We start from the raw sequence: 23,516 nt of genomic DNA on the forward strand, positions 1-23,516 counted from the left end.
TTGAAGGTGGGCCGGACGCTTCTTTTCTCATGGGCGCTGCAGCAAGGGTTGACCATGACCGACACCGTCGCCTCCTCCTCCGCCTCCCGCCGCGTCCAGAGCCCGCTCCAACGCCTGGTCGAATCGGCAGGGTTCCAGCGCTTCATCATCGCCGTCATCCTGGTCAATGCGGTCACGCTGGGGCTGGAGACGTCGGAAAGCGCGATGGCGGCCATGGGGCCGCTGCTGATAACGCTCGACAGGCTGGCCCTCGCCATTTTCGTGGTGGAGCTTGCGCTGAAGCTCTGGGTCTACCGGCTGGGCTTCTTCCGCCAGGGCTGGAACAATTTCGACTTCGCCATCGTGGCGGTGAGTCTGGCGCCGCTGGTCGGGGTAGGCTGGGGCGGGAACCTGTCGGTGCTGCGCGCCCTGCGCATCCTGCGGGTCCTACGGCTACTCTCCGTCGTGCCGCAGATGCGGGCGGTTATCCAGGCGCTGTTCGGGGCGCTGCCGGGCATGGGGGCGATCATCGCCGTGCTGGCGCTGATCTACTATGTCTCCGCCGTGCTGGCGACCAAGCTGTTCGCGGCCAGCTTCCCCGACTGGTTCGGCACCATCGGCCGGTCCATGTACACCCTGTTCCAGGTGATGACCCTGGAAAGCTGGTCCATGGGCATCGTCCGCCCGGTGATGGAGATCTACCCCTATGCCTGGGTGTTCTTCATACCCTTCATCGTGCTGGTGACCTTCGCCGTGCTGAACCTGTTCATCGCCATCATCGTCAACTCCATGCAGGCGCTGCACGATGCCGACAGCAAGGCGGAGGCGGAAGCGCGGGAGGACAAGGCCCGCGCCGAGCGGGAGAGCATGGCCGACGAGCTGCGCGGGTTGAGGGCCGATCTGGCGGCGCTGCGGGCGGTGCTGGAGAAGCGGGGCTGAGCGCCCGCCGGCTCAATCCTCCTCCGCCTGCTGCTCCAGCGCCTCCATGTCGTCGTCGCTGAAACCGAAATGGTGGCCGATCTCATGGATCAGCACATGGCGGATCACGTCGGTCAGCTCTTCCCCGGTCTCGCACCAGTAATCCAGGATGGGCCGGCGGTAGAGATAGATCATCTCCGGTTCCGGATGGGGCTGGGTCATGCTCTGGAAGGGCAGCCCGATCCCGCGATAGAGGCCCAGTATGTCGAACGGGCTCTCCAGCTTCATCTCCTGCTCGGTCTCTTCGTCGGGAAATTCCTCCACCTGGATGACCACATTGCCGACATGACGGCGCAGCTCCTCCGGGATGGTGTCGAAGGCGCGGGCGGCAATGGCCTCGAACTCCTCGATCGTGGGGGCGGTGGTGAAGCGGCGCAGGGATGTCATACGGGAATGTCCAAGGATCATGATGGCTTGACGTGACGCCTTATCCCGGCCAGTTCAAGGCCGGCAAGAATGCAATTCGATTGGGGGGGAATCAGATGGCCACGAAACTCGACGAGGCGACGCGCGCCCAGGCCCTGTCCGAGCTGTCCGGCTGGACGGTGACAGAGGGACGGGACGCCATTTCCAGAACCTTCACCTTCAAGGACTTCAACGCCGCCTTCGGCTTCATGAGCCGCGTGGCCCTGCTGGCGGAGAAGATGGACCACCATCCGGAGTGGTTCAATGTCTACAACCGCGTCGAAGTCACCTTGAGCACCCATGACGCCAACGGACTGACCGAGCTGGACGTGCGCATGGCCCGGTTCATGGACAGCATCGCCGGCTGACCGTGGAGCCGCCGATTCTCCGTCACCATCCATCATCCCCGTCAGGGCCGGAATGACAGACGGAAGCGACGGACCGTGACCCGTCCGTCCGCCCGGCAGCGCTTCCGCCCGCATCAGACCGCCGTCTTCAGGGGGGAAGCCGCGGCAGCCAGATCGGCCTGACGACGGGCAGGCTCGGCAGTGGCGCGCAGGATGATCTGCACCAGGGCCATGCGCGCATCCTCCCAGCTGATGCCGCCGTGATAGCGCAGCCGCATGGTCTCCAGCCGCATCGGGTCGGCCAACAGGGCGTAGGCGTGGAAGATGGGGGAGGAGTCCGGGTCCTTCGGCTCACCGGCCTGACGGCCATCGGCGGGCAGCTTCGCCACCCAGCCCTGCACCTCGTCGGCCGTGGGGAACAGCGCCAGCCCGTCCAGCAGCGCCGCCTCGGCGGGCGGGGCGGCGGAGGTGCGGCTCACGGACGGAAGATCGCCGGCATGCAGCCGGTCGGCGGGAAGGCCCAGCGCCAGCAGCGCCGTCTCCACATGATGCTTCGCTCCCTCGGGCGCGCCGGGCATGGCGGCCACGGCCACCTGCCCGCCCTCGCGCCGGGCGCGGGCGATGGCGGCGCGGAGCGTCGGCAGCAGCGACAGACGCGGCTGGGCTGAAACGCGGATCAGCACCGGAGCGGCGCTGCGGGAGGAAGAGGAAGTAACCTGCGACATGATCTGACCCCTGGGTTGAAGGGGCCGGTGATCGTCGGGGCTGTTTCGCGGGAGAGAGGCTCGCGACCAGGACCACCGACTTTCGCCGGCGGCCCTTGGTTCGTCTTAGGAGATGCGCGAACGGTGGGCCGCCAAGTCGGTGGTCCACCCATAAAACGACACGAATGCGAAGCTGGAACGTGCCACAGCGCAACTCCTTATCTCATCTTCCTCTCTACACGGAGTCGGGGCGGCTGTAAAGCGCCCGCGTGACGCCGATCAGCCATTCGCTTCCGGCAGGGCAGGTACGGACCGGCCGGCGGCGCCGGTTCCGGAGCGCGGAAGGTTCCATATCCTGTGCATCAGGTTCTTCAATCCCGCGACCAGACGCTGCTTGTCCGCCGGCCCGCTGGCCGCATGCGGCGTCGTGGACAGGGCCTGGATGAAGTACCAGTTCATTAGCCGGCACAGATCGAACAGATCCGGGTCGGCGCTGCTCAGCTCGCTGAACACGCTGGATGCCAGCCGGCCCTGCCGGTCGGACAGGGCGGCGGAGACAGGGTCCAGGATGGCGCGCAGTTCCGCATCGGTGCGCGCCGCCGCCTCCAGCTCCCGCCAGGCGGTCCAGAACGGGCCCTGCGCGATCTCGCACATCAGGTCGATGGCGAAGTCGAACGGGTCCGCGTCCGGCGGCATGTCGCCGAGCCGGTGCTCCCAGTCCGCCATGATGCGTTCGACGATATACTCGGCCGTGGCCTTCAGCACGTCGCCCGTGGTCGGGAAATAATACTGGACGGCGCCGCGGGTGATGCGCGCGCGTTTTGCAATTTCAGATGTATTTGTGCGGTAATAGCCGAGTTCAAGAAAACACGCGATGGCGGCATCGATCACCCTGCTGCGGGTCGCGATGCTTTTCCGGGTCTGCCGCACACGGCTGCCGGCGGCTTTACTTTCCATGACCCCGCATATCCCAACCGGAGGGCGGCGTTGCTTCGCCGCTTCACAGGCCGATTATACGTCCAGCAGAGATGCTCGCAACATGGTGTTAATGCTTCCGGCAATTTAAGCCATGATGCAGAAATTCTGTGCTGCTGGCGGCGCCATTACTGGCCATCGACAAAAAGACGGGCGCGGCACTGCCACGCCCGTCAGTTCCCATGGTCGCTGTTCTTCGACAACAGTCCGGACGGCCCGCCGGTTTCGCGGGACCCGGACGAAAGGCACCGGCCAAGGGGGCTATGACGTTCCCGACGAGCGGCGGGGTTGCGCCCCCTTTGCGCCGCCTCCAGGATGATGCCGGTTCTCCTGACAAGGGGATGAGCCGACTGCCAGTTGCCGCTAACCGGATCGCCGATGCCGCACGCGCCATCTTCCGAGCTTCCAGGGGCAGGCCACCCGCCGTCCGCCCCCCTCGGCGCGCCGGTCACCGCGGAGACGCTGGAGGCCTGCCTGACGGAGGCCGTGGCCTCCTCCCCAGGCGGGGCGAGGGATGGGCGCGCCGGCCTGTTCGGCCCCGGCAGCGCCCTCTGGCAGGTGGACCGGGAGGCGCTGGTGTTCCTGGGCGCGGCCCGCGCCCTGCTGCTCCAGCTCGCCCATCCCTGGGTGGCGGAGGGCGTGGCTGAGCATTCGGTGGCGCTGCAGGACCCGCTGGGCCGCTTCCACCGCACCTTCGGCCATGTCTATGCGATGGTGTTCGGCACGACGGACCAAGCGCTGACCGCCGCCCGCCGGCTGCACCGCCGACACGGAGCCGTGACCGGCACGCTGGCGGAGGGAGGGGGCGGCTTCGCCCCCGGCAGCGCCTATCAGGCGAACCGCACAGATGCCCTGGCCTGGGTGCATGCCACGCTGGCGGATACCGCCCTCAGGGTCCACGACATGGTGCTGCCGCCGCTCGACCCGGCGGTGCGGGAGCGGTACTGGCAGGAGAACCGCCGTTTCGGGCTGCTGTTCGGCATCCCGGCGGATAGCCTGCCCGACGACTGGGCGGGGTTCCAGGATTCCTGCCGCAATCTCTGGGGCGGGCCGGAGCTGACGGTGACCCGGGCCGCCCGCCATGTGGCCTGGACCCTGTTTTCCGGCGGCAGCCCCTGGATGCGGCTGCCGGGTTGGTATCTGGACCTGACCGCCATGACGATGCCGCCCGCACTCCGCGACGGGTTCGGCCTTGCCTGGGGGCCGCGGCAGGAACGGCGGGCGAAGCGGGTCCTGTTCCTCATCCGCCGCTCCTATCCCCTGCTGCCGACGGCATTGCGCCATGTCGGCCCTTACCGGGAGGCGGCGGGCCGGCTGGCAGGGCGGGAGCGGCCCGCCCCCTATACACGCCTTTTGAACCGCGCCTGGATCGGGAGGCCGGCCATTTGAGAGCCGCGCCCAGCCAGGATGGCGTATACGCCATCCCCCTCGACACCCCCCTTCGACCTGCGCTATGTCGGTCCAGCCCACGCTGGACCCCACCACCTTCCGCCCGTCCCGGGACAAGGGAGCCCGAGCCGTGAACACCCGCCAGAAGGCCCTGGAGCTGCTGCGCACCACCGGGTCCCTTCCCGACGATCAGATCGACTTGGCCGAAGCCGCGCTGGCGCTTGCGGTGCTGGACGCCCCCGCTGCCGAGCCCGGCCCCTACCGCCAGCATCTGGCCGATCTGGCTGCCGCCGTGGCCGACCAGATGGCCGCCAGCCCGACCGTTCCGGGCTCTCAGCTCGAAGCGCGGGTTGCTGCGCTGCGCGCCGTGGTCGTGGACCGCTACCATTATCGCGGCGACAGCCTGACCTATGAGGACATGGCCAACGCCAACCTGATGCGGGTGATCGACCGGCGCAAGGGACTGCCCGTCGCGTTGGGCATCCTGTACATGCACGCCGCCCGCGCCCAGGGCTGGGACATACGCGGCCTGAACTTCCCCGGCCATTTCCTGATCCGCATGGACCATGAGGGGGAGCGGATGATCCTGGACCCCTTCAACGGGCTGGACGCCAAGGAACCGCAGGAGCTGCGGGAGCTGCTGAAGCAGACCGCCGGCCTGACGGCGGAGTTGACGCCGGAGCATTACGCGCCGGTCACCAACCGCGAGGTGCTGCTGCGCCTGCAGAACAACCTCAAGCTCCGCCACCTGCGCGAGGACCGGGCCGACAAGGCGGCGGAGGTGGTGGACGTCATGCTGCTCTTCTACCCGGACCAGCCGGCGCTGTGGCGGGAATCCGGCCTGCTGAACGCCCATCTCGGCAACCTGACCAGCGCCATCGCCGCCTTCGAGACCTTCATGGATCTGGGCGCCAAGGCCGGGGCCTCCAGCCAGCTCCTGCACCAGACGGCGACACTGGTGCAGCAGTTGCGGACCCGGCTGAACTAGACCCGGCCGCCGGTGTGACCGCCGTCATCGCCCTTGACAGCCGGGGGCGGGAAGGCTTCCCGTCTTTTCCCCGATCGTCCGCGCCACAGGAATCGCCGCGATGAGCCTGAAGATCGCCATCCAGATGGACCCCATCGAGTCCATCAACATCGAAACCGACAGCACCTTCATGATGGCGTTGGAGGCGCAGGCCCGCGGGCACGCGCTCTGGCACTACCATCCGCGCGACATGGCGCTGCGGGGCAACCGGCTCTACGCCAAGGCGCGCCCGCTGGAGGTGCGGCGGAAGAAGGGCGACCACTACACGCTGGGCGGGGCGGACACGCTGGACCTGTCCACCATGGACGTGGTGCTGATGCGCCAGGACCCGCCCTTCGACATGGCCTACATCACGGCCACCCACCTGCTGGAGCACATCCATCCGAAGACGGTGGTGGTGAACGACCCGGCCGCGGTGCGCAACGCGCCGGAGAAGCTGTTCGTCACCCACTTCCCCGAGCTGATGCCGCCCACCGTCATCACCTCCAGCAAGGAGGAGGTGCTGCGGGCCCGGGCGGAGTGGAAGGACATCATCGTCAAGCCGCTGTTCGGCAATGGCGGGGCCGGCGTGTTCCACCTGAAGCCGGACGACGAGAACCTCGGCGCGCTGCTGGAGACCTTCACCCAGCTCTACCGCGAGCCGGTGATCGTGCAGAAGTACCTGCCGGAGATCCGCAAGGGCGACAAGCGCATCATCCTGATCGACGGGGAGCCGGCGGGCGCGGTCAGCCGCATCCCGCTGGAGGGGGAGGCGCGGGCCAACTTCCATGCCGGCGGCAATGCCGGCAAGACCAGCCTGACCGCGCGGGAAAAGGACATCTGCGCCGCCATCGGCCCCACCCTGCGCCAGCAGGGGCTGGTCTTCGTCGGCATCGACGTGATCGGCGACTGGCTGACGGAGATCAACGTCACCAGCCCCACCGGCATCCAGGAGATCAACCGCCTGGACGGCTCCCGGCTGGAAGCCACCCTGATGGACGCCGTCGAGGAGCGGTACCGGGCGACGCGGAGGTAAAAGGCCGCTGCCGGAACCTGCGGGCTCCCACCATGGTTCGATTGGGAACCCAATGAGGAGTCCCGTCATGCGCACCCCGCTGATCGCCCTGGCCGCCGCCCTGGCCCTGTCCGCCTGTTCCAGCCGTCAGGCGGAACAGGCGCAATATGCCCAGCAGGCCTTGGTCGGCATGCCGACCGAAACCCTTCTGTCCTGCGCCGGCGTTCCGAACCGGCGCGAGCAGGCGGGAGCGTCGGAGTTCTTCACCTACCAGAACATCACCGGCGGCGGGCGCAGCGGCAGCAGCGTCGGCGTCGGGCTGGGCGGCATCGGCGGCAATATCGGCGGCGGCCTGTCGCTGGGCATCCCGCTGGGCGGCGGCAGCGGACCCAGCGGCTGCGTTGCCACCTTCACCCTGCGCGAGGGCCGGGTGGCCCAACTGGTCTACCGCGAGGACGCCGACGATGCGGCGGCGTGCTACTCCATCGTTGAGAATTGTCTGGCCCTGGCCCCCCAAGGACAATGACCGTGCAAAAAGCGTGCACAGGCACGCGGAACTCGGAGCCCTGATTCCTCGTTGCGGATGGGTCGTAGGGACGAGAGCGCGAGGACCAGGACCATGGCGGCAGGCAACGATCCGAACAGCACACCCGGCAACATGCCCAATGGCGGCGAGCCCAGCGCCGACGAGTTGCGCATCCGCCGCCAGGCCGAGCGCATCCGCGAGATGGAGCGGCTGATGCGCGCCGCCGCGGCCTTTGCCCGCGGCAAGCCGGGGCGCTGAACATCCGGGCGGCGCGCAGCCGCCAGCCGGATATTCCTCGGCGGGAGGGGACGACGCCCCCTCCCCATACACTCCTTCTTAACCAGAGGCACCAGAGGCTCGGCCGGATTCTGATCGGCCGATCGCACCTCTCCTCTCTTTTGAGGTAGGTTGGAGGCCGACCCGCAGGGGAGGCCCCGACCGTGCCGAGTTCATCCGCATCCCATATGCCCGGCCGCCGTTCCTGGCTGGACGGCGCAGCGCTGTATCAGATCTATCCCTTGAGCTTCCGCGACGGGAATGGCGACGGATGGGGTGATCTGGCGGGGGTGTATGAAGGGCTGGACCATGTGGCCGCCCTGGGCGTGGACGCCATCTGGCTGAGCCCGTTCTACACCTCCCCCTTGGCCGATTTCGGCTATGACATCGCCGACCACAAGGCGGTGGACCCGCGCATGGGCGATCTGGCCGCCTTCGACCGGGTCCTGGCCAAGGCGCACCGGCTGGGCATGCGGGTGCTGCTGGATCTCGTGCTTGGCCATACCAGCCAGATGCATCCCTGGTTCGCGGAAAGCCGCCGGTCGCGGGACAATGACAAGGCCGACTGGTTCGTCTGGGCCGACCCTTCGCCCGATGGCAGCCCGCCCAACAACTGGCTGTCGGTGTTCGGCGGCCCGGCCTGGAGCTGGGAGCCGCGGCGGCGGCAGTATTATCTGCACCATTTCCTGCCGCAGCAGCCCACCCTGAACTACCGCAGCGCCGCGCTGACCGACGCCATGATGGATGTGGCCCGCTTCTGGCTGGACCGGGGCGTGGACGGGTTCCGGGTGGATGCGGTCGACTTCCTGGCCCGCGACCCCGGCCTGCGCAGCAACCCGCCGGTCGATGCCCATCCCTACGAGTTTCCGGCCAAGCTCTTCGGCATGCAGATGCACATCCATGACATGATGCATGCGGATGTGCGCGCCGTGCTGGAACGGCTGCGCCGGGTCACCGACGATTATGACGACCGCGTGCTGCTGGGCGAGCTGTCCAGCCAGCCCGGCGCGGCGGAACGCATCGCCCGCTACACCGCCCCCGGCGGGCTGCATTCCGCCTACACGCTGGACCTGCCGAAGCGCCCCTTCACGCCCCAGGGCTTCCGCACCGCGCTGATGGCGGCGGACAGCTACGGCCATACCTGTTGGTCCTTCTCCAACCACGATGTGGAGCGGGCGGCCAGCCGCTGGTGGCCGGCGGGGGCGGACCCGGCCCGCTTCGAGGCGCTGCTGGCGGTGCTGATGTCGACGCTGCCGGGCACCATCTGCCTGTATCAGGGCGACGAGCTGGGGCTGGGGCAGGCGGAGCTGGAGTACGAGCATCTGCGCGACCCGTTCGGCCTGAACTACTGGCCGGAGTTCAAGGGCCGCGACGGCAGCCGCACGCCGATGCCCTGGACGCCGGAAGCGCCCAATGCCGGCTTCTGCCCGCAGAACGCCCGGCCCTGGCTGCCGGTGGACCGGGCGCATCTGTCCCGCGCCGTGGCGGTGCAGGAGCGGCGCAACGCCTCCGCCCTCTCCGTCTGGCGCGCCGCGCTGGGCCTGCGCCGCACCCATCCCGCCCTCTCCACGGGCGCCCTGACCCATGTGGACGAGGACGGCGCCGTCCTGTCCTTCGCCCGCGACAGCGGCGACAGCCGGATCGTCTGCGCCTTCAACTTCTCCACGCAGCCCGCCGCCTGCGCCCTGCCTGCGGGCGACCTGCGGCCGATCCAGATTCCCGTGGCCCCCGGCACGCCGGAGCCGCGCATGGAAGGCGGCCTTCTGACCCTGCCGCCCCTGGGCGTATTCCTGGGCGAGGGCTGAGCCGGACGCAGGCCCCGCGCCCCCCGCCCGACCCGCACTGCATGGCGGGAACAGGGACGTCGGCGATACCCCTTCGGCGGGTGCGGGCATTCCCGGCGCAATGAGCGCCGGGATGGAGCGGAAATCCTACCCCGGTCAGAGAAATCCAGCGCGTTCGGGCGTTTAGCATTCACCGGACGGCGATCAAGACTGTACCGCATCGCGCTCCCATGTTTAGACTGCCCACGAACAAATCACGGGCGACCGCCGTTCAGGCGGAACGCACCCGACAGGGACGAGCGAGGGGACATGACCATAATGACCGACCGACCGATCCGCCGCGGCCTCCGCATGCTGGGCGCAGCCGCCGCCTTCACCGCCGCCGGCCTGGTGGCCGGAACCGCCCATGCCGGGCCGACCTTGGACGCCATCAAGCAGCGCGGCGCCTTGCAATGCGGCGTGAACACCGGCCTGCCGGGATTCGGCAACCCGGACAGCCAGGGCAAATGGACCGGCCTGGACGTGGATGTCTGCCGCGCCATCGCGGCGGCCGTGCTGGGCGACCCGAACAAGGTGCGCTACACGCCGCTATCCGCCCAGCAGCGCCTGACCGCCCTGCAGTCCGGCGAGATCGACGTGCTGTCGCGCAACACCACCTGGACGCTGACGCGCGACGCCCAGGGCATGGATTTCGCCCCCGTCGTCTATTATGACGGCCAGGGGCTGATGATCCGGAAGGATCTGGGCGTCACCAGCGCCAAGCAGCTGGACGGCGCCACCGTCTGCGTGCAGCCCGGCACCACGACCGAGCTGAATCTGGCGGACTATTTCCGGGCCAACGGCATGCAGTTCAAGCCGGTGGTGATCGAGGCGCTGGATGAGCTGAACGCCGCCTTCTTCGCCGGCCGCTGCGACGTGCTGACCACCGACATCTCCGGTCTTGCGGGCATCCGCGCCTCGGTCGCGCCGAATCCGGACGACTACGTCATCCTGCCGGAGGTCCTGTCCAAGGAGCCGCTGGCCCCGGTGGTCCGCCATGGCGACGACCAGTGGTTCGATATCGTCAAGTGGACGGTGTACGCCATGATCGAGGCCGAGGAGTACGGCGTCACCAGCCAGAACGTGGACGAGAAGGCGAAGAGCGACAATCCCAGCGTCCAGCGTCTGCTCGGCGCGCAGCCGGGAATGGGAACGGCGCTTGGCCTGGATGACCAGTGGGCCTACCGCATCGTCAAGCAGGTCGGCAATTACGGGGAAGTCTTCGAGCGCAACATCGGCGCCGATACGCCCTTGAAGCTAGAGCGCGGGCTGAACGCGCTGTGGACCAACGGCGGCCTGATGTACGGCATGCCGATCCGCTGAGTGCGACGGCCGGCCGGGCCATGGGCGCGACGCCCTGGCCCGGCCGGCCGTTCCTTTCATCTCTGCCGTCCTGTTCACAACGGAATCGAGCTGCATGGCGCAAGCGACCGAGGCCAGATCGCCGGTACGCACCGGCCCGCCGAAGCGGGGAATTTCCCTCAACGATCCGATGGTCAGGTCGGTCCTGTGGCAGATCCTGACTGCCGGTCTGGTAGGTCTGATCGCCTGGTACCTGATCTCCAACACGATGGAGAACCTTGCGCGCCAGTCCATCTCCTCCGGCTACGACTTCCTGGACCGCCCGGCCGGTTTCCAGATCGGTGAGCAGCTGGTCGCGTACGGCCCGGCAGACAGCTACGCCCGCGCCTTCCTGGTCGGGCTTCTGAACACGCTCAAGGTCGCCGCGATCGGCATCGTGCTGGCGACCATCCTCGGCACCCTGGTCGGCATCGCGCGGCTTTCCACCAACTGGCTGGTGGCGAAGCTGTCCGCCGGCTTCGTCGAGATGATCCGTAACGTGCCGCTGCTGCTGCAGCTCTTCCTCTGGTACGGGCTGCTGACGGAGGGTCTGCCCGGCCCCCGGCAGGCGATGGAGCCTGTGCCGGGCGTGTTCCTGTCCAACCGCGGCCTGAAGATTCCGGGGCCGGCCGAAGATCCGGCCTGGTTCTGGATCATGGCGGCGTTCGGCGTCGGCGTGCTGGCGACGATCCTGCTGTCCCGCTGGAACCGGGCGCGCCAGCAGCGCACCGGGCAGGTGCTGCCCATGGGCTGGATCGGCACCGGTCTGGTCGTCGGCCTGCCGCTGCTGGTGCTGATCGCCTTCGGCGGGGCGGCGCTGGACATGCCGGCGCTCCAGGGCTTCAACTTCACTGGCGGCCTGACCCTGACGCCGGAATTCGCAGCCCTCCTGTTCGGTCTGGTGGTCTACACCTCCGCCTTCATCGCGGAGATCGTGCGCAGCGGCATCCTGGCCGTCTCCCACGGCCAGACGGAGGCCGCCCGCGCCCTCGGCCTGTCGGAGGGCAAGGTGCTGCGCCTCGTGGTGCTGCCGCAGGCCCTGCGCGTCATCATCCCGCCCACCACGAGCCAGTATCTGAACCTGACCAAGAACAGCTCGCTGGCGGTGGCCATCGGCTATCCCGACTTCGTGTCGGTGGCCAACACCACCATCAACCAGACCGGACAGGCGATCGAGGGCGTGGCCAGCATCATGGCCGTGTTCCTGACCATCAGTCTGGCCCTGTCCTTCCTGATGAACTGGTACAATACCAGGATCGCCCTGAAGGAGCGCTGAGCCATGACCATGCAGGCCCATCAGGCGTCTCCTCCCAACCCCTCCGCCCAGACCGATGCCGGTCCGCGGCGGGCGCCGCCCGTCGCCTCCACCGGCGTTCTGGGCTGGCTGCGGGCGAACCTGTTCAACACCTGGTACAACACCCTCCTGACCGCCCTGATCATCTGGCTGCTGGCGCAGGTGATCCCCGGCCTCGTCTCCTGGCTCTTCACCTCCGCCGTATGGACGGCGGAGGATGCCGGCGTCTGTCGCGCGGCCGAGGGGGCCTGCTGGGCCTTCGTGGCCGAGAAGTGGCGCTTCATCCTGTTCGGCACCTACCCGTACGAGCAGCACTGGCGGCCCACCGTGGCCATGCTGGTGGTGATCGTCATGCTGCTGGCCAGCGCCGACCGCCGCTTCTGGGGCAAGCCGCTGATCCTGATCTGGGGGGCCGGGCTGGGCATCGCCGCCCTGCTGATGTTCGGCGGCGTGTTCGGGCTGGACTATGTGGACACCAACCGCTGGGGCGGCCTGCCGCTGACCCTGACCCTGTCGGTGGTCGGGCTGGCCCTGGCCTTTCCCCTGGGCGTGCTTCTGGCCCTTGGCCGCACCAGCAACCTGCCCGTCGTGAAGGCCCTGTCGGTGGTCTATATCGAGGCCATCCGCGGCGTGCCGCTGATCTCGATCCTGTTCATGGCCAGCGTGATGTTCCCGCTGTTCCTGCCGCAGGGGATGACCATCGACAAGGTGCTGCGCGCCCAGATCGGCCTGATCCTGTTCGCCGCCGCCTATCTGGCGGAGGTGGTGCGCGGCGGCCTGCAGGCCATTCCGAAGGGCCAGTACGAGGCGGCGGAGGCCCTGGGTCTCAGCTACTGGCAGCGCACGCGGCTGATCATCCTGCCCCAGGCCATGGCCCTGGTGATCCCGCCGCTGGTCAACACCTTCATCGGCTTCTTCAAGGACACCAGCTTGGTCATCATCATCGGCCTGCTGGACCTGCTCTCCACTGCCAAGGCCGCCCTGACCGACCCGGCATGGCGCGGCTTCTACAAGGAAGCCTATCTCTTCATCGGCCTGATCTACTTCGCCTTCTGCTACGCGCTGTCCCGCTACTCCATGTATCTGGAGCGGGAGTTCAACAAGAGCCGCAAGCGGTGAGCGACGGAAAGGAAACAGCATGACCGCAGCCGAAACCGCACCTGACCGCACCGCCGGCGATCCCGTGATCGAACTTCGGGGCGTCAACAAATGGTACGGGGAGTTCCATGTGCTCCGCGACATCGACCTCGTCGTCGCGAAGGGGGAGCGGATCGTGATCTGCGGGCCGTCGGGCTCCGGCAAATCCACCCTGATCCGCTGCATCAACCGGCTGGAGGAGCATCAGGCCGGCACCATCACGGTGGACGGGATCGAGCTGACCAACAATTCCAAGAACATCGAGGCAGTGCGACGCGATGTCGGCATGGTGTTCCAGCAGTTCAACCTGTTCCCCCATCTGACGGTAATGGAGAACTGCACGCTGGCTCCGATCTGGGTGAAGAAGATGCCCAAGGCGGAGGCGGACCGGATGGCCCTGCAGTACCTGGAGCGCGTACGCATCCCGGAGCAGGCGAACAAGTTTCCCGGCCAGCTTTCCGGCGGTCAGCAGCAGCGCGTCGCCATCGCCCGCGCCCTGTGCATGAACCCCAACATCCTGCTGTTCGACGAACCCACCAGCGCTCTCGACCCCGAGATGGTCAAGGAGGTGCTGGACGTCATGACCGATCTGGCCGAGGCCGGCATCACCATGCTGTGCGTGACCCATGAGATGGGCTTCGCCCGCCGCGTGGCCGACCGGGTGATCTTCATGGATCGCGGCGAGATCGTCGAGCAGGCCCCGCCGGAGGAGTTCTTCGACAATCCGAAGAGCGACCGCACCAAGCTGTTCCTGAGCCAGGTGCTGAGCCACTGAAAGACCAACCCCTCTCCCCGGCGGGGAAAGGGGTTTGAATCAAAGCCCCAGCACATCCTCCATCCCGTAGAAGCCGGGCTTCTGGTTGGCGGCCCAGAGGGCGGCGCGGACGGCGCCCTTGGCGAAGATGGCGCGGTCGCCGGCCTTGTGGGTCAGCTCCAGCCGCTCCCCCGCCCCGGCGAAGACGACCGTATGGTCGCCCACCACATCGCCGCCGCGCAGGGTGGCGAAGCCGATGTCGCCGGGCTGGCGCGGGCCGGTATGGCCGTCGCGCACCGTTTCCTTGACCGCATCCAGATCCACGCCGCGCCCTTCCGCCGCCGCCCGGCCGAGGGCGAGGGCGGTGCCGCTGGGGGCGTCCACCTTGTGGCGGTGGTGCATCTCCACGATCTCGATATCCCAGTCGGACGCCTCCAACGCCGCCGACACCCGCTTGACGAGGCCCAGCAGCAGGTTGACGCCCAGGCTCATATTCGCGGCCTGGACCACAGGCACCTTCGTCCCGGCATCGCGAAGCACATCCATCTGCGGTGCGCTGAGCCCGGTGGTGCCGACCACCAGCGCCGCCCCGTGGCGGGCCGCCAGCCCGGCATGGCCCACGGTGGCGGTGGGGGTGGTGAAATCGATCACCACGTCGCTGGCGCCGAACAGCATGTCGGGATTGTCGCCCACGGTGACGCCGATCGGGTCCAGCCCGGCCAAGGTGCCCAGATCGGTGCCGATCTCATATCCGCCGGGCCGGTCGGTGCCGCCCGACAGCTCCGCCATGGGCAGGACAGCCACTTCCCGCAGCAGCATCCGCCCCATCCGCCCGGCACAGCCAACGATCCCGATCCGCATGGCGCCCCTCTCCAGACCTGTCATGCGCGCTCCCTTAGCATAGAAAGCGCCGGTCCGCGAGATGGGGGCGGGCCGGTCAGGAACCGGCAAGACACTCCGCCAGCGCGCCGGCATTGGAGCGCATCAGCTCGAAATACAGATCCGGCCCCTCCGTCAGGTTCGCCCCCTCCGGGTCCAGCACGCCGGTGCGGGCATCGGTGCCTTCCGCCACGGTGCGGACCAGCGCCGGCTCGAACTGCGGCTCGGCGAAGACGCAGGCGGCCTGAAGCGTCCTGATGCGGTTGCGCAGCTCCGCCACATGGCGGGCGCCGGGACGCTGGTCGGGGCTGACGGTGATGGCGCCCACGGCGTTCAGCCCGTAGCGCCGCTCCAGATACTGGTAGGCATCGTGGAAGGTGACGAAGGGCCGGTCCTTCACCGGTTCCAGATTCGCCGCCATCTCCCGGTCCAGCGTGTCGAGCCGTTCGGCCGCGTCCTGCGCGTTGGCCCGGTAGGTGTCGGCGCGGGCGGGATCGATCCGGACCAGGGCGTCGGCGACAGCAGCCACGATGCGCTTGGCATTGTGCGGGTCCAGCCAGATATGCCCATCCACCTCGCCCGCCTGGTGGTGATGATCCGTCCCGTGCGCGGCATGGTCGTGGCCGTGACCGCCGCCGCCCCAGGCATCGCCCACACGGTTCTGCGCCAGCTCCATCCCCGGAACGTCGGCCAGGGTCAGGATGTCGGCGTCGCCCGCCAGACTGGTCAGCGGCCGTTCCAGGAATGCCTCCAGCGGCGGGCCGACCCAGACCACCAGTTCCGCCCCGTCAAGCGCCCGCGCATCGGACGGCTTCAGGGAGAAGGCATGCGGGCTGGCCGCGCCGCGGACCAGCAGATGCGGCGTGCCGATGCCCTGCATCACGGCGGCGGTCAGGGAGTGCAGCGGCTTTACCGTGACCACCACGTCCGGCGGCGGCGCTTCGGCCCGCGCCGGCCCGGCCAGCAGAAATCCCGCCAACAGCGGCAGGGCCAGGAGCGGGGCGAGACGGATCGGCATGGCGGAACTCCGGACGATTCGGGCATGGGGCCGGTGCACAGCGGCCCCTTGTGAAGCGTTATATTATAACGTATGTCAAGGGGATTGGTTTTACGGACAGGATGCCGCCCGCGGCGCATCCGCCGGAGCGGAGTTCCAGCATGCCCAATCACCACCACCCGGCCCCGGCGGCAAAAGCCGCCGCCCCGCTATTGGCGGCAGAGGGTCTGACCGTGCGCTATGGCGGACGGACGGCGGTGGAGAGCGTGGATCTGGCCGTAGGTCCGGGGGAGATCGTGACCCTGATCGGTCCCAACGGGGCGGGCAAGTCCACGCTGGTGAAGGCCATGCTGGGGCTGGTGAAGCCAGCGGCCGGCACGGTGCGCCGCCAACCCGGCCTGAATATCGGCTACATGCCCCAGCGGATCACAGTGGATGCCGCCCTGCCGTTGACGGTGAGGCGCTTCCTGTCCCTGTGGGGCAGGACCGGCCCCGGCGAGATGGAACAGGCGCTGGCCGAGGTGGGAGCGGCGCATACGGTGAACAGCGCGGTGCAGAGCCTGTCGGGCGGGGAGATGCAGCGTGTGCTGTTGGCCCGCGCCCTGCTGCGCCGGCCGGACCTGCTGGTGTTGGACGAACCGGTGCAGGCGGTGGATGTGCACGGGCAGATCGCCCTGTTCGAGCTGATCGGCGACATCCGCCGGCGGCGCGGCTGCGGCGTGCTGATGGTCAGCCACGATCTTCACCTGGTGATGGCCCGCACCGACACGGTGGTCTGCCTGAACCGCCATGTCTGCTGCCATGGAAAGCCGGAGCATGTGAGCCGGCATCCGGAATACATGGCGCTGTTCGGCCGGCATGCCGAGGCGCTGGCCGTCTATCACCACATGCACGACCACGCCCACGCCGCCGATGGCTGCGCCGTGCCGCTGGGGCATGAGCACAACCACGATTGCAGCCATGGGCACGGGCATGACCATACGCACGGCCATGCCCATCATCACCATCAAGAGAGCCGCCATGCTGGATGATTTCCTGGTCCGCGCCCTGCTGGGCGGCATCGGGCTGGCACTGGTGACGGGACCGCTGGGATGCGTGGTGGTGTGGCGGCGCATGGCCTATTTCGGCGACACGCTGGCCCATTCCGCCCTTCTGGGCATCGCGTTGGGTTTCCTGTTCGGACTGGACCTGAATACCGGCGTTGCCCTGGTCTGCGTCGGCATCGCCGTGGCGCTGACCCTGTTGCAGGAGCAGCGGCGGCTGGCCACGGACACGCTTCTGGGCATCGTCTCCCACTCCACCTTGTCGCTGGGGCTGGTGGCGCTGGCGCTGATGGAGGCGGTGCGGGTCGATCTGCTGGCCTATCTGTTCGGCGACGTGCTGTCGGTGACGGCGACGGATCTGGCCTGGATCTGGGGCGGCGGCGCGCTGGTGCTGGCAGCCCTGGCCGTGATCTGGCGCAGGCTGATCGCCCTGACGGTGGATGAGGATCTGGCGCGGGTGGAGGGGGTGCCGGTGCGCTGGGTCCGGATGGGATTCATGCTGCTGATCGCCGGCACCATCGCAATCTCCATGAAGATCGTTGGCATCCTGCTGGTCACCAGCCTTCTGATCATCCCCGCCGCCACGGCCCGCCGCTTCGCCCCCAATCCGGAGGCCATGGCCCTGATCGGGGCAGTGCTTGGCGCGCTGGCGGTGCTGTCCGGGCTTGCCCTGTCGCTCTATGCCGACATGCCGACGGGTCCCAGCATCGTGGTGTCCGCGGCCGGGCTGTTCGTCGTGAGCCATCTGCTGCCCCGGGCGCGTACGGCCTGAGCGGAGCCGGGATTCCCGAGTCGCGCGACGGAACCGCTCCCGCCAGTACGTCCCGCGCTGGGGGGTGCGCGGCAAAGCCGGGCCTTCTACGCGGCCGGACCGCCATCGCCACCAGATATGGTGCGCGGACGAAAAGTCACATGCATATCCCTAAAATCACCGAGAAATGTCTATGCAAATGGAGCCTCGGGCTCCAATCTGTTCATGCGAGGTTTACAGCGATCTCGATATGGGGACTGGCATGCTCGACAGGCAAAGCCCGATGGACGATCCGCACGATGCGCAGCGCCCGACCGGCGATGATCCGCCCAGCATCCGGGTGGCACGGCTGGCCTGGTTCGAACTGGCCGATGCCGCCACGCGCCGGGCGCTTGCCATGCAGATGGCGGCGGAGCGGACGGGCGGAACGGGCTGCTGAGCCCGTCCGCCGCATCTCCGGTTCCAGCGACCAGCGGGTGACCGGCGGGCCGCCGGGGACGTGACGCTCCGGACCTGACGGACCCGATTATTCCGTCAGGTCCGTCCACAGCTCCTTCACCTTGGCGAAGAAGCCTTCCGATTCGGGATGGTGTCCGTCGGCTTTGCCGGCCTTCTCAAACTCCTTCAGCAGCTCCTGCTGCTTCTTGGTCAGGTTGACCGGCGTTTCCACCATCACCTGGATATAGAGGTCGCCGCGGGCCGGGCTGCGCAGCACGCTCATGCCCTTGCCCTTCAGGCGGAACTGCGCCCCGGTCTGGGTTCCGGCTGGAATGGTGATCCGGGCGCGGTTGCCGTCGATGGTGGGCACCTCCACCTGACCGCCGAGCGCCGCCGCCGTCATCGGGATCGGCACCCGGCAATGCAGGTTGGCCCCATCGCGCTGGAAGAACTGGTGCGGGGCGAGCGCAAGGAAGATGTAGAGGTCGCCCGGCGTACCGCCGCGCAGCCCCGCCTCGCCTTCCCCGGCTAGGCGGATGCGGGTGCCGTCCTCCACGCCCGCCGGGATGTTGACGCTGAGCGTCTTTTCCTTGCGGACGCGTCCCTGGCCGCCGCAGCTGCGGCAGGGGTCCTTGATCACCCGGCCGGCCCCGCCGCAACCGGGGCAGGTCCGCTCGATGGTGAAGAAGCCCTGCTGCGCCCGCACCTTGCCGATCCCGCTACAGGTCGGGCAGGTGATGGGCTGGCTGCCATTCTCCGCACCGCTGCCGTTGCAGTGGTCGCACTGGACGGAGGTGGGCACCTGGATGGTGGAGGCGGTTCCGCGGAACGCGTCCTCCAGCGTGATCTCGAGATTGTAGCGCAGGTCGGCGCCACGGTTGTTGGCCTGGCCGGGCCGGCCGCGGCCGCCCATGAACTCCCCGAACATCTCGTCGAAGATGTCGGCGAAGCCGGCGCCGAAATCGAAGCCGCCGGGGCCGGCGCCAGCGCCCATGCCGCCCGGCCCGCGCCCGCCTTCGAAGGCGGCGTGGCCGAAGCGGTCGTAGGCGGCGCGCTTCTGCTCGTCCTTGAGGACGTCATAGGCCTCGTTGATTTCCTTGAACTTCACCTCGGCCGACTTGTCACCCTGGTTGCGGTCCGGGTGGTACTGCATGGCGAGCTTGCGATAGGCCTTTTTCAGCTCGTCCGCGCTGGCGCCCTTCTGGACGCCGAGGATTTCGTAATAGTCGCGCTTCGACATGGCGGTTCTGCTTCCCTGGCCGCGCTACCGCCCGGACGGGCGAAGGCCCGCAGGCACGTTGAACATTGTCGGGCGGGAGCCCGGAGGCACATGAAATGAAACCGCCCCCATCCTGGTGCCAGGACAGGGGCGGTCCTTCGCCGATGGCGCCGCCCCGTCCGGGAAACCCGCGGAACGGGACGACGCCTTCGTCATGGCTCAGCCAGCCCCGGTCAGGCCGACTTCTTGCGGTCGTCGTCGACTTCCTCGAAGTCGGCGTCCACCACCTTGTCGCCGCCGGCCGTGTCGGTCGGACCCTCGCCGCCGGCCGCACCGGCATCGCCGCCGGCCTCATTGGCCTTGTAGAGGGCCTCGCCCAGCTTCATGGCCGCCTGGGCCAGGGCGTCGGTCTTGGTCTTGATGACGGCGGGATCATCGCCGTTCAGGGCTTCCCGCAGCTCGGCGATGGCGCCCTCGACCGCGGTCTTGTCGGCCGGGGCGATCTTGTCGCCGCTCTCCGACAGGGTGCGCTCGGTGGTGTGGATCAGGCCGTCGGCGTGGTTCTTCGCCTCGACCAGCTCCTTGCGCTTCTTGTCCTCGGCGGCATGCGCCTCGGCATCCTTCACCATCTTCTCGATGTCGGCGTCGGACAGGCCGCCGGACGCCTGGATGCGGATGTTCTGCTCCTTGCCCGTCGCCTTGTCCTTGGCGGAGACATTGACCAGACCGTTGGCGTCGATGTCGAAGGTCACCTCGATCTGCGGCACGCCGCGCGGGGCGGCGGGAATGCCGATCAGGTCGAACTGGCCCAGCAGCTTGTTGTCCGCCGCCATCTCGCGCTCACCCTGGAAGACCCGGATGGTGACCGCGGACTGGTTGTCCTCGGCGGTGGAGAAGGTCTGGGACTTCTTGGTCGGGATCGTGGTGTTGCGGTCGATCAGCCGGGTGAACACGCCGCCCAGCGTCTCGATGCCCAGGCTCAGCGGGGTCACGTCCAGCAGCAGGACGTCCTTCACCTCGCCCTTGAGCACGCCGCCCTGGATGGCGGCGCCGATGGCCACAACCTCGTCCGGGTTGACGCCGCGGTTCGGCTCCTTGCCGAAGATCTGCTTCACGGTCTCGATGACCTTGGGCATGCGGGTCATGCCGCCGACCAGGATCACCTCGTCCACCTCGCTGGCCTTCAGCCCGGCATCCTTCAGCGCCGCCTGGCAGGGGCCGACGGTGCGGCGGATCAGCTCATCCACCAGCGCCTCGAGCTTGGCGCGGGTCAGCTTGATGTTCAGGTGCTTCGGGCCGGACGCGTCGGCGGTGATGAAGGGCAGGTTCACCTCGGTCTGCATCGAGCTGGACAGCTCGATCTTCGCCTTCTCCGCAGCCTCTTTCAGGCGCTGGAGGGCGAGGCGGTCCTTGCGCAGGTCGATGCCCTGCTCCTTCTGGAACTCCTCGGCCAGGTAGTCGATGATCTTGGCGTCGAAATCCTCACCGCCCAGGAAGGTGTCGCCGTTGGTGGACTTCACCTCGAAGACGCCGTCGCCGATCTCCAGGATGGAGATGTCGAAGGTGCCGCCGCCGAGATCGTAGACCGCGATGGTGCCGCTGCCCTTGCGCTCCATGCCGTAGGCGAGCGCGGCGGCCGTCGGCTCGTTGATGATGCGCAGCACTTCCAGGCCGGCGATCTTGCCGGCGTCCTTGGTGGCCTGGCGCTGGCTGTCGTTGAAGTAGGCCGGAACGGTGATGACCGCCTGGGTGACCTTCTCACCCAGATAGTTCTCCGCCGTCTCCTTCATCTTCTGCAGGATGAAGGCGCTGATCTGGCTGGGGCTGTACTTCTCACCCTGGGCTTCCACCCAGGCGTCGCCATTGCCGCCGGACACGATCTTGTAAGGAACGAGGCCCTTGTCCTTCTGGGTCAGCGGGTCCTCGTAACGACGCCCGATCAGGCGCTTGATCGCGAACAGGGTATTCTCGGGGTTCGTCACCGCCTGGCGCTTGGCCGGCTGACCGACGAGCCGCTCCCCGCTCTGCGTGAAGGCAACCATCGACGGGGTGGTGCGGGTACCTTCCGCATTCTCGATCACCTTGGCCTGCGTGCCTTCCATGATGGCCACGCAAGAGTTGGTGGTGCCCAAGTCGATCCCGATGACCTTGCTCATGCTCTACCTCTTGGTTACGGCAGACGCGCGACGGCCCTGCTCATGTTCCGGCACCGCCGCGATCCCCCAGATCGGTTTCAGATCGCATCAGATAGGACGCCGAAGCCGCCCCGTAAACCACCCGCCCAAGCCCGGCGGGCGCCATCCCGGAAACGGCCCTTGCGCCGCAGGGAGATATAGGAAGGTCCGAGGGGCGCTGCAACCGGCCTGTGCCGCTACGCACCAAATGGTCCCAGCCCCGGCCCGCACCGGAAGCGGCGGCTCCCCGCCTGCCCGACCGCATCTGTTTGGCTTGCACACCATTGTATTCGATCCTGCCGCAACAGTATCGAGTTAACCCCGTGTTAACAGGATAAGTAATCAAACCTTCACCAATGCAGCGAAGGGTAACGCAAACAGGTTTACTCAGCTTTCAGTTCTCTTGCGAGGCTCGCATCAATTGCGAGTTGCGGAATTTGGATGCGATTTTATTCTATCCTACGACTAAAGACTCGGATATCTTCCATCCTATGGGAAAATTCGGGCCGGCCCGGGGGATGAGGGCAGCCCGTTGCTGCGGAGTGGACCATGTCGGATCGTCGGCGGGACGTTGCCATCGCCATCAAGCGCTGCCTGGACAGGCTGGCCAGCGATGCGAAGGAAAGCAGCCTGTCGGAACTGGCCCACTTCATCGGCATCGCCTCCCTGGCGGCCGAGGATGCAGCCCGCACCGCGCGCGGCGCCGAAACCCTGATGGACGAGCTGATGCATACCCGCCCTGCGGGCAGCTGCTGACGCCAGCCTGCCACGGAGACCGGGAAAGGCCGGTCGGGCAGAGGCCCGCCGCCGGCGAGTCCGGCAGGTGCAAGTGCTGCGTCAGGTTCCGGGCATGAAACGGACATGAGAAAGTCGGCCACGCAGTGCGTGACCGACCAATGCCCCGCCGCTCGGGCCCCGATATTCAGTCTTCGGCTTCTTCCGCGCCCGGCCCGACGATGGCGGAGCGGATTTCGCATTCCAGCATGCCGATGGTGGCCTTCTCGATCTCGCTGTCGCGCTTGTCCACGCCGACCGCATAGGAGAAGAGCGCGAGCGTGGTCTGGCCATCGGCCACCGAACCGCGGAGCCAGAGGTGGAAGCGCAGCTTCTCCCCATCCTCCTCGCCATCGGTGGAGAAGCGGGCCATCACCTCGCCATCGGGCAGCCATTCCACGCTGCCCTCGCCCACCCGGCCGTCCGGGCCGTCGGCGAACTGTTCGGCCGTCTGGCGCAGCACCACCCGGGCGGCGATCTCCGCCTCCGGGTCCAGCCCGTCCAGCAGGCTCAGCGCGTCGTCGCCGTCATCCTCCTCCTCTCCGTCCGCGCCATCCTCCTGCGCGACGCGCTCGCGCCCGTCATAGGGGAAGGCATGGACGGCCACCCGCAACGTGCCGGTGCCCGGCGCATCGCGGAAGAACATGGTCAGTTCGCCATCCGGCTCGGACTGCCAGTCCCAGGGCAGGCGGAAACGGACCAGGTCGCCATGGCCGACATTGCGCATGGTGACGCGCTGCACCGGCTCCGACACCGGGTCGCCGTCGCTGAATTCCACCCGGGCGGCTTCCTCGCCCAGCCGGTCGATCAGGTCGGCCAGCTCCGGCTGAGCCTCGCTGATCTCCGGCACATGGAGCTGCAGGGTGACAACGCGGACATGGTCGGGGGGTGAGAACTCCGCCACCTTCCAGACGAAGATCTGCCGGTCGGGAGGCTGCGCCACGGCATAGGCAATCCAACGGCGGTCGAGGTCGTCATCGTCGCCGGACGGGCTGATGCCGCGGGGCAGCACATTCTCCCGGTCCAGATACTGGATCGCCTCGTCGGCGGAGACGCCGTAGGGGTTGCGGTAGGTGGTGACGGACACCAGCAGGTCCACCGGGTTCTCGCCCGGCGATTGATAGGCAAGCCCGCCGTCATCGCGCGAGATGCGCTGCCAGTCTGCGGGCACGCGGAGCCGCGCCACCCCGCCCCTGAGGGCGACGGGGGCCCAGTCCATGGCCGTATCGGTTTCGAAGGCTTCATCCCACATGAAGCGGAATCTAGGCGTCCGGAGCGCGCGAGTCCATGAT

The 23,516-nt window shown here is 67.9% G+C and carries 24 protein-coding genes; 16 read left to right on the top strand and 8 right to left on the bottom strand.

Features of this window, described 5'->3' with window-relative positions; all coding sequences use genetic code 11:
• The first annotated feature begins 54 nt into the window (after positions 1-54).
• Positions 55-918, top strand: a complete 864-nt coding sequence (locus DOL89_RS13975) for an ion transporter (RefSeq protein WP_119679699.1) — start codon at positions 55-57, stop codon at positions 916-918.
• Positions 919-930: 12 nt separating this feature from the next.
• Here the strand turns inward: DOL89_RS13975 and DOL89_RS13980 are convergent, their stop codons facing one another.
• Entirely contained in the window at positions 931-1,344 is a 414-nt protein-coding gene (locus tag DOL89_RS13980) for a metallopeptidase family protein (RefSeq protein ID WP_119679700.1), read from the bottom strand.
• Positions 1,345-1,439: 95 nt separating this feature from the next.
• Here DOL89_RS13980 and DOL89_RS13985 point away from each other — a divergent pair, with 95 nt between their 5' ends.
• Positions 1,440-1,730, top strand: coding sequence for a 4a-hydroxytetrahydrobiopterin dehydratase (locus DOL89_RS13985; RefSeq protein WP_119680440.1), 291 nt, complete (start codon positions 1,440-1,442; stop codon positions 1,728-1,730).
• Positions 1,731-1,843: 113 nt separating this feature from the next.
• Here DOL89_RS13985 and DOL89_RS13990 read toward each other — a convergent pair whose 3' ends face one another.
• Both DOL89_RS13990 and DOL89_RS13995 read right to left on the bottom strand, forming a co-directional pair.
• A complete protein-coding gene (locus DOL89_RS13990; protein WP_162937520.1) occupies positions 1,844-2,434 on the bottom strand; it encodes a nucleotidyl transferase family protein in 591 nt (196 codons plus the stop codon).
• Between the two features lie 258 nt (positions 2,435-2,692).
• The gene (locus DOL89_RS13995) at positions 2,693-3,370 is read right to left on the bottom strand and encodes a TetR/AcrR family transcriptional regulator (protein WP_119679702.1); all 678 of its coding nucleotides are present in this window, start codon (positions 3,368-3,370) and stop codon (positions 2,693-2,695) included.
• Between the two features lie 396 nt (positions 3,371-3,766).
• Here DOL89_RS13995 and DOL89_RS14000 point away from each other — a divergent pair, with 396 nt between their 5' ends.
• The 10 genes from DOL89_RS14000 (at position 3,767) to DOL89_RS14040 (ending at position 13,970) form a co-directional block, all read left to right on the top strand.
• Entirely contained in the window at positions 3,767-4,777 is a 1,011-nt protein-coding gene (locus tag DOL89_RS14000; protein ID WP_119679703.1) for an oxygenase MpaB family protein, read from the top strand.
• Positions 4,778-4,907: 130 nt separating this feature from the next.
• Complete coding sequence (locus tag DOL89_RS14005) at positions 4,908-5,765, top strand: SirB1 family protein (RefSeq protein WP_119680441.1); 858 nt, start codon at positions 4,908-4,910, stop codon at positions 5,763-5,765.
• Positions 5,766-5,865: 100 nt separating this feature from the next.
• Positions 5,866-6,819, top strand: a complete 954-nt coding sequence (gshB, locus tag DOL89_RS14010) for a glutathione synthase (RefSeq protein WP_119679704.1) — start codon at positions 5,866-5,868, stop codon at positions 6,817-6,819.
• 67 nt (positions 6,820-6,886) lie between these two features.
• A complete protein-coding gene (locus DOL89_RS25380) occupies positions 6,887-7,324 on the top strand; it encodes a hypothetical protein (RefSeq protein WP_205574589.1) in 438 nt (145 codons plus the stop codon).
• A gap of 93 nt (positions 7,325-7,417) precedes the next feature.
• Positions 7,418-7,582: a hypothetical protein gene (locus DOL89_RS24935; protein WP_162937521.1), complete on the top strand. Its 165-nt coding sequence runs from the start codon at positions 7,418-7,420 to the stop codon at positions 7,580-7,582.
• A 182-nt stretch (positions 7,583-7,764) separates the two neighbouring features.
• Positions 7,765-9,405, top strand: a complete 1,641-nt coding sequence (locus DOL89_RS14020; RefSeq protein ID WP_225889806.1) for an alpha-glucosidase — start codon at positions 7,765-7,767, stop codon at positions 9,403-9,405.
• A gap of 297 nt (positions 9,406-9,702) precedes the next feature.
• Entirely contained in the window at positions 9,703-10,746 is a 1,044-nt protein-coding gene (locus DOL89_RS14025) for an amino acid ABC transporter substrate-binding protein (RefSeq protein WP_119680442.1), read from the top strand.
• Positions 10,747-10,840: 94 nt separating this feature from the next.
• A complete protein-coding gene (locus DOL89_RS14030) occupies positions 10,841-12,040 on the top strand; it encodes an amino acid ABC transporter permease (protein ID WP_119679706.1) in 1,200 nt (399 codons plus the stop codon).
• Positions 12,041-12,043: 3 nt separating this feature from the next.
• Positions 12,044-13,177 (top strand): amino acid ABC transporter permease, encoded by a 1,134-nt coding sequence (locus DOL89_RS14035; RefSeq protein ID WP_119679707.1) that lies wholly within the window; start codon positions 12,044-12,046, stop codon positions 13,175-13,177.
• Positions 13,178-13,196: 19 nt separating this feature from the next.
• Positions 13,197-13,970: an amino acid ABC transporter ATP-binding protein gene (locus tag DOL89_RS14040; protein WP_119679708.1), complete on the top strand. Its 774-nt coding sequence runs from the start codon at positions 13,197-13,199 to the stop codon at positions 13,968-13,970.
• A gap of 39 nt (positions 13,971-14,009) precedes the next feature.
• Here DOL89_RS14040 and dapB read toward each other — a convergent pair whose 3' ends face one another.
• Both dapB and DOL89_RS14050 read right to left on the bottom strand, forming a co-directional pair.
• The gene (dapB, locus tag DOL89_RS14045) at positions 14,010-14,810 is read right to left on the bottom strand and encodes a 4-hydroxy-tetrahydrodipicolinate reductase (RefSeq protein WP_119679709.1); all 801 of its coding nucleotides are present in this window, start codon (positions 14,808-14,810) and stop codon (positions 14,010-14,012) included.
• A 76-nt stretch (positions 14,811-14,886) separates the two neighbouring features.
• Positions 14,887-15,846: a zinc ABC transporter substrate-binding protein gene (locus DOL89_RS14050; RefSeq protein ID WP_119679710.1), complete on the bottom strand. Its 960-nt coding sequence runs from the start codon at positions 15,844-15,846 to the stop codon at positions 14,887-14,889.
• A gap of 140 nt (positions 15,847-15,986) precedes the next feature.
• Between DOL89_RS14050 and znuC the strand changes: the two genes are divergently transcribed.
• The 3 genes from znuC (at position 15,987) to DOL89_RS24940 (ending at position 18,058) form a co-directional block, all read left to right on the top strand.
• On the top strand, positions 15,987-16,856 hold the full coding sequence (gene znuC, locus DOL89_RS14055; protein WP_119679711.1) for a zinc ABC transporter ATP-binding protein ZnuC: 870 nt from the start codon (positions 15,987-15,989) through the stop codon (positions 16,854-16,856).
• On the top strand, positions 16,798-17,640 hold the full coding sequence (locus DOL89_RS14060) for a metal ABC transporter permease (protein ID WP_225889807.1): 843 nt from the start codon (positions 16,798-16,800) through the stop codon (positions 17,638-17,640). Before znuC ends, DOL89_RS14060 begins: the two co-directional genes overlap by 59 nt.
• Positions 17,641-17,881: 241 nt before the next feature.
• Positions 17,882-18,058 (top strand): hypothetical protein, encoded by a 177-nt coding sequence (locus DOL89_RS24940; protein ID WP_162937522.1) that lies wholly within the window; start codon positions 17,882-17,884, stop codon positions 18,056-18,058.
• Between the two features lie 87 nt (positions 18,059-18,145).
• Here DOL89_RS24940 and dnaJ read toward each other — a convergent pair whose 3' ends face one another.
• A complete protein-coding gene (dnaJ, locus tag DOL89_RS14065; RefSeq protein WP_119679712.1) occupies positions 18,146-19,297 on the bottom strand; it encodes a molecular chaperone DnaJ in 1,152 nt (383 codons plus the stop codon).
• Positions 19,298-19,509: 212 nt separating this feature from the next.
• A complete protein-coding gene (gene dnaK, locus DOL89_RS14070) occupies positions 19,510-21,432 on the bottom strand; it encodes a molecular chaperone DnaK (RefSeq protein WP_119679713.1) in 1,923 nt (640 codons plus the stop codon).
• A gap of 567 nt (positions 21,433-21,999) precedes the next feature.
• Here dnaK and DOL89_RS14075 point away from each other — a divergent pair.
• Complete coding sequence (locus tag DOL89_RS14075; RefSeq protein WP_119679714.1) at positions 22,000-22,206, top strand: hypothetical protein; 207 nt, start codon at positions 22,000-22,002, stop codon at positions 22,204-22,206.
• A gap of 166 nt (positions 22,207-22,372) precedes the next feature.
• Here the strand turns inward: DOL89_RS14075 and DOL89_RS14080 are convergent, their stop codons facing one another.
• On the bottom strand, positions 22,373-23,476 hold the full coding sequence (locus DOL89_RS14080; protein ID WP_119679715.1) for a hypothetical protein: 1,104 nt from the start codon (positions 23,474-23,476) through the stop codon (positions 22,373-22,375).
• Between the last annotated feature and the right edge of the window lie 40 nt (positions 23,477-23,516).

Source organism: Indioceanicola profundi (assembly GCF_003568845.1).
Classification (GTDB): Bacteria; Pseudomonadota; Alphaproteobacteria; order Azospirillales; family Azospirillaceae; genus Indioceanicola; species Indioceanicola profundi.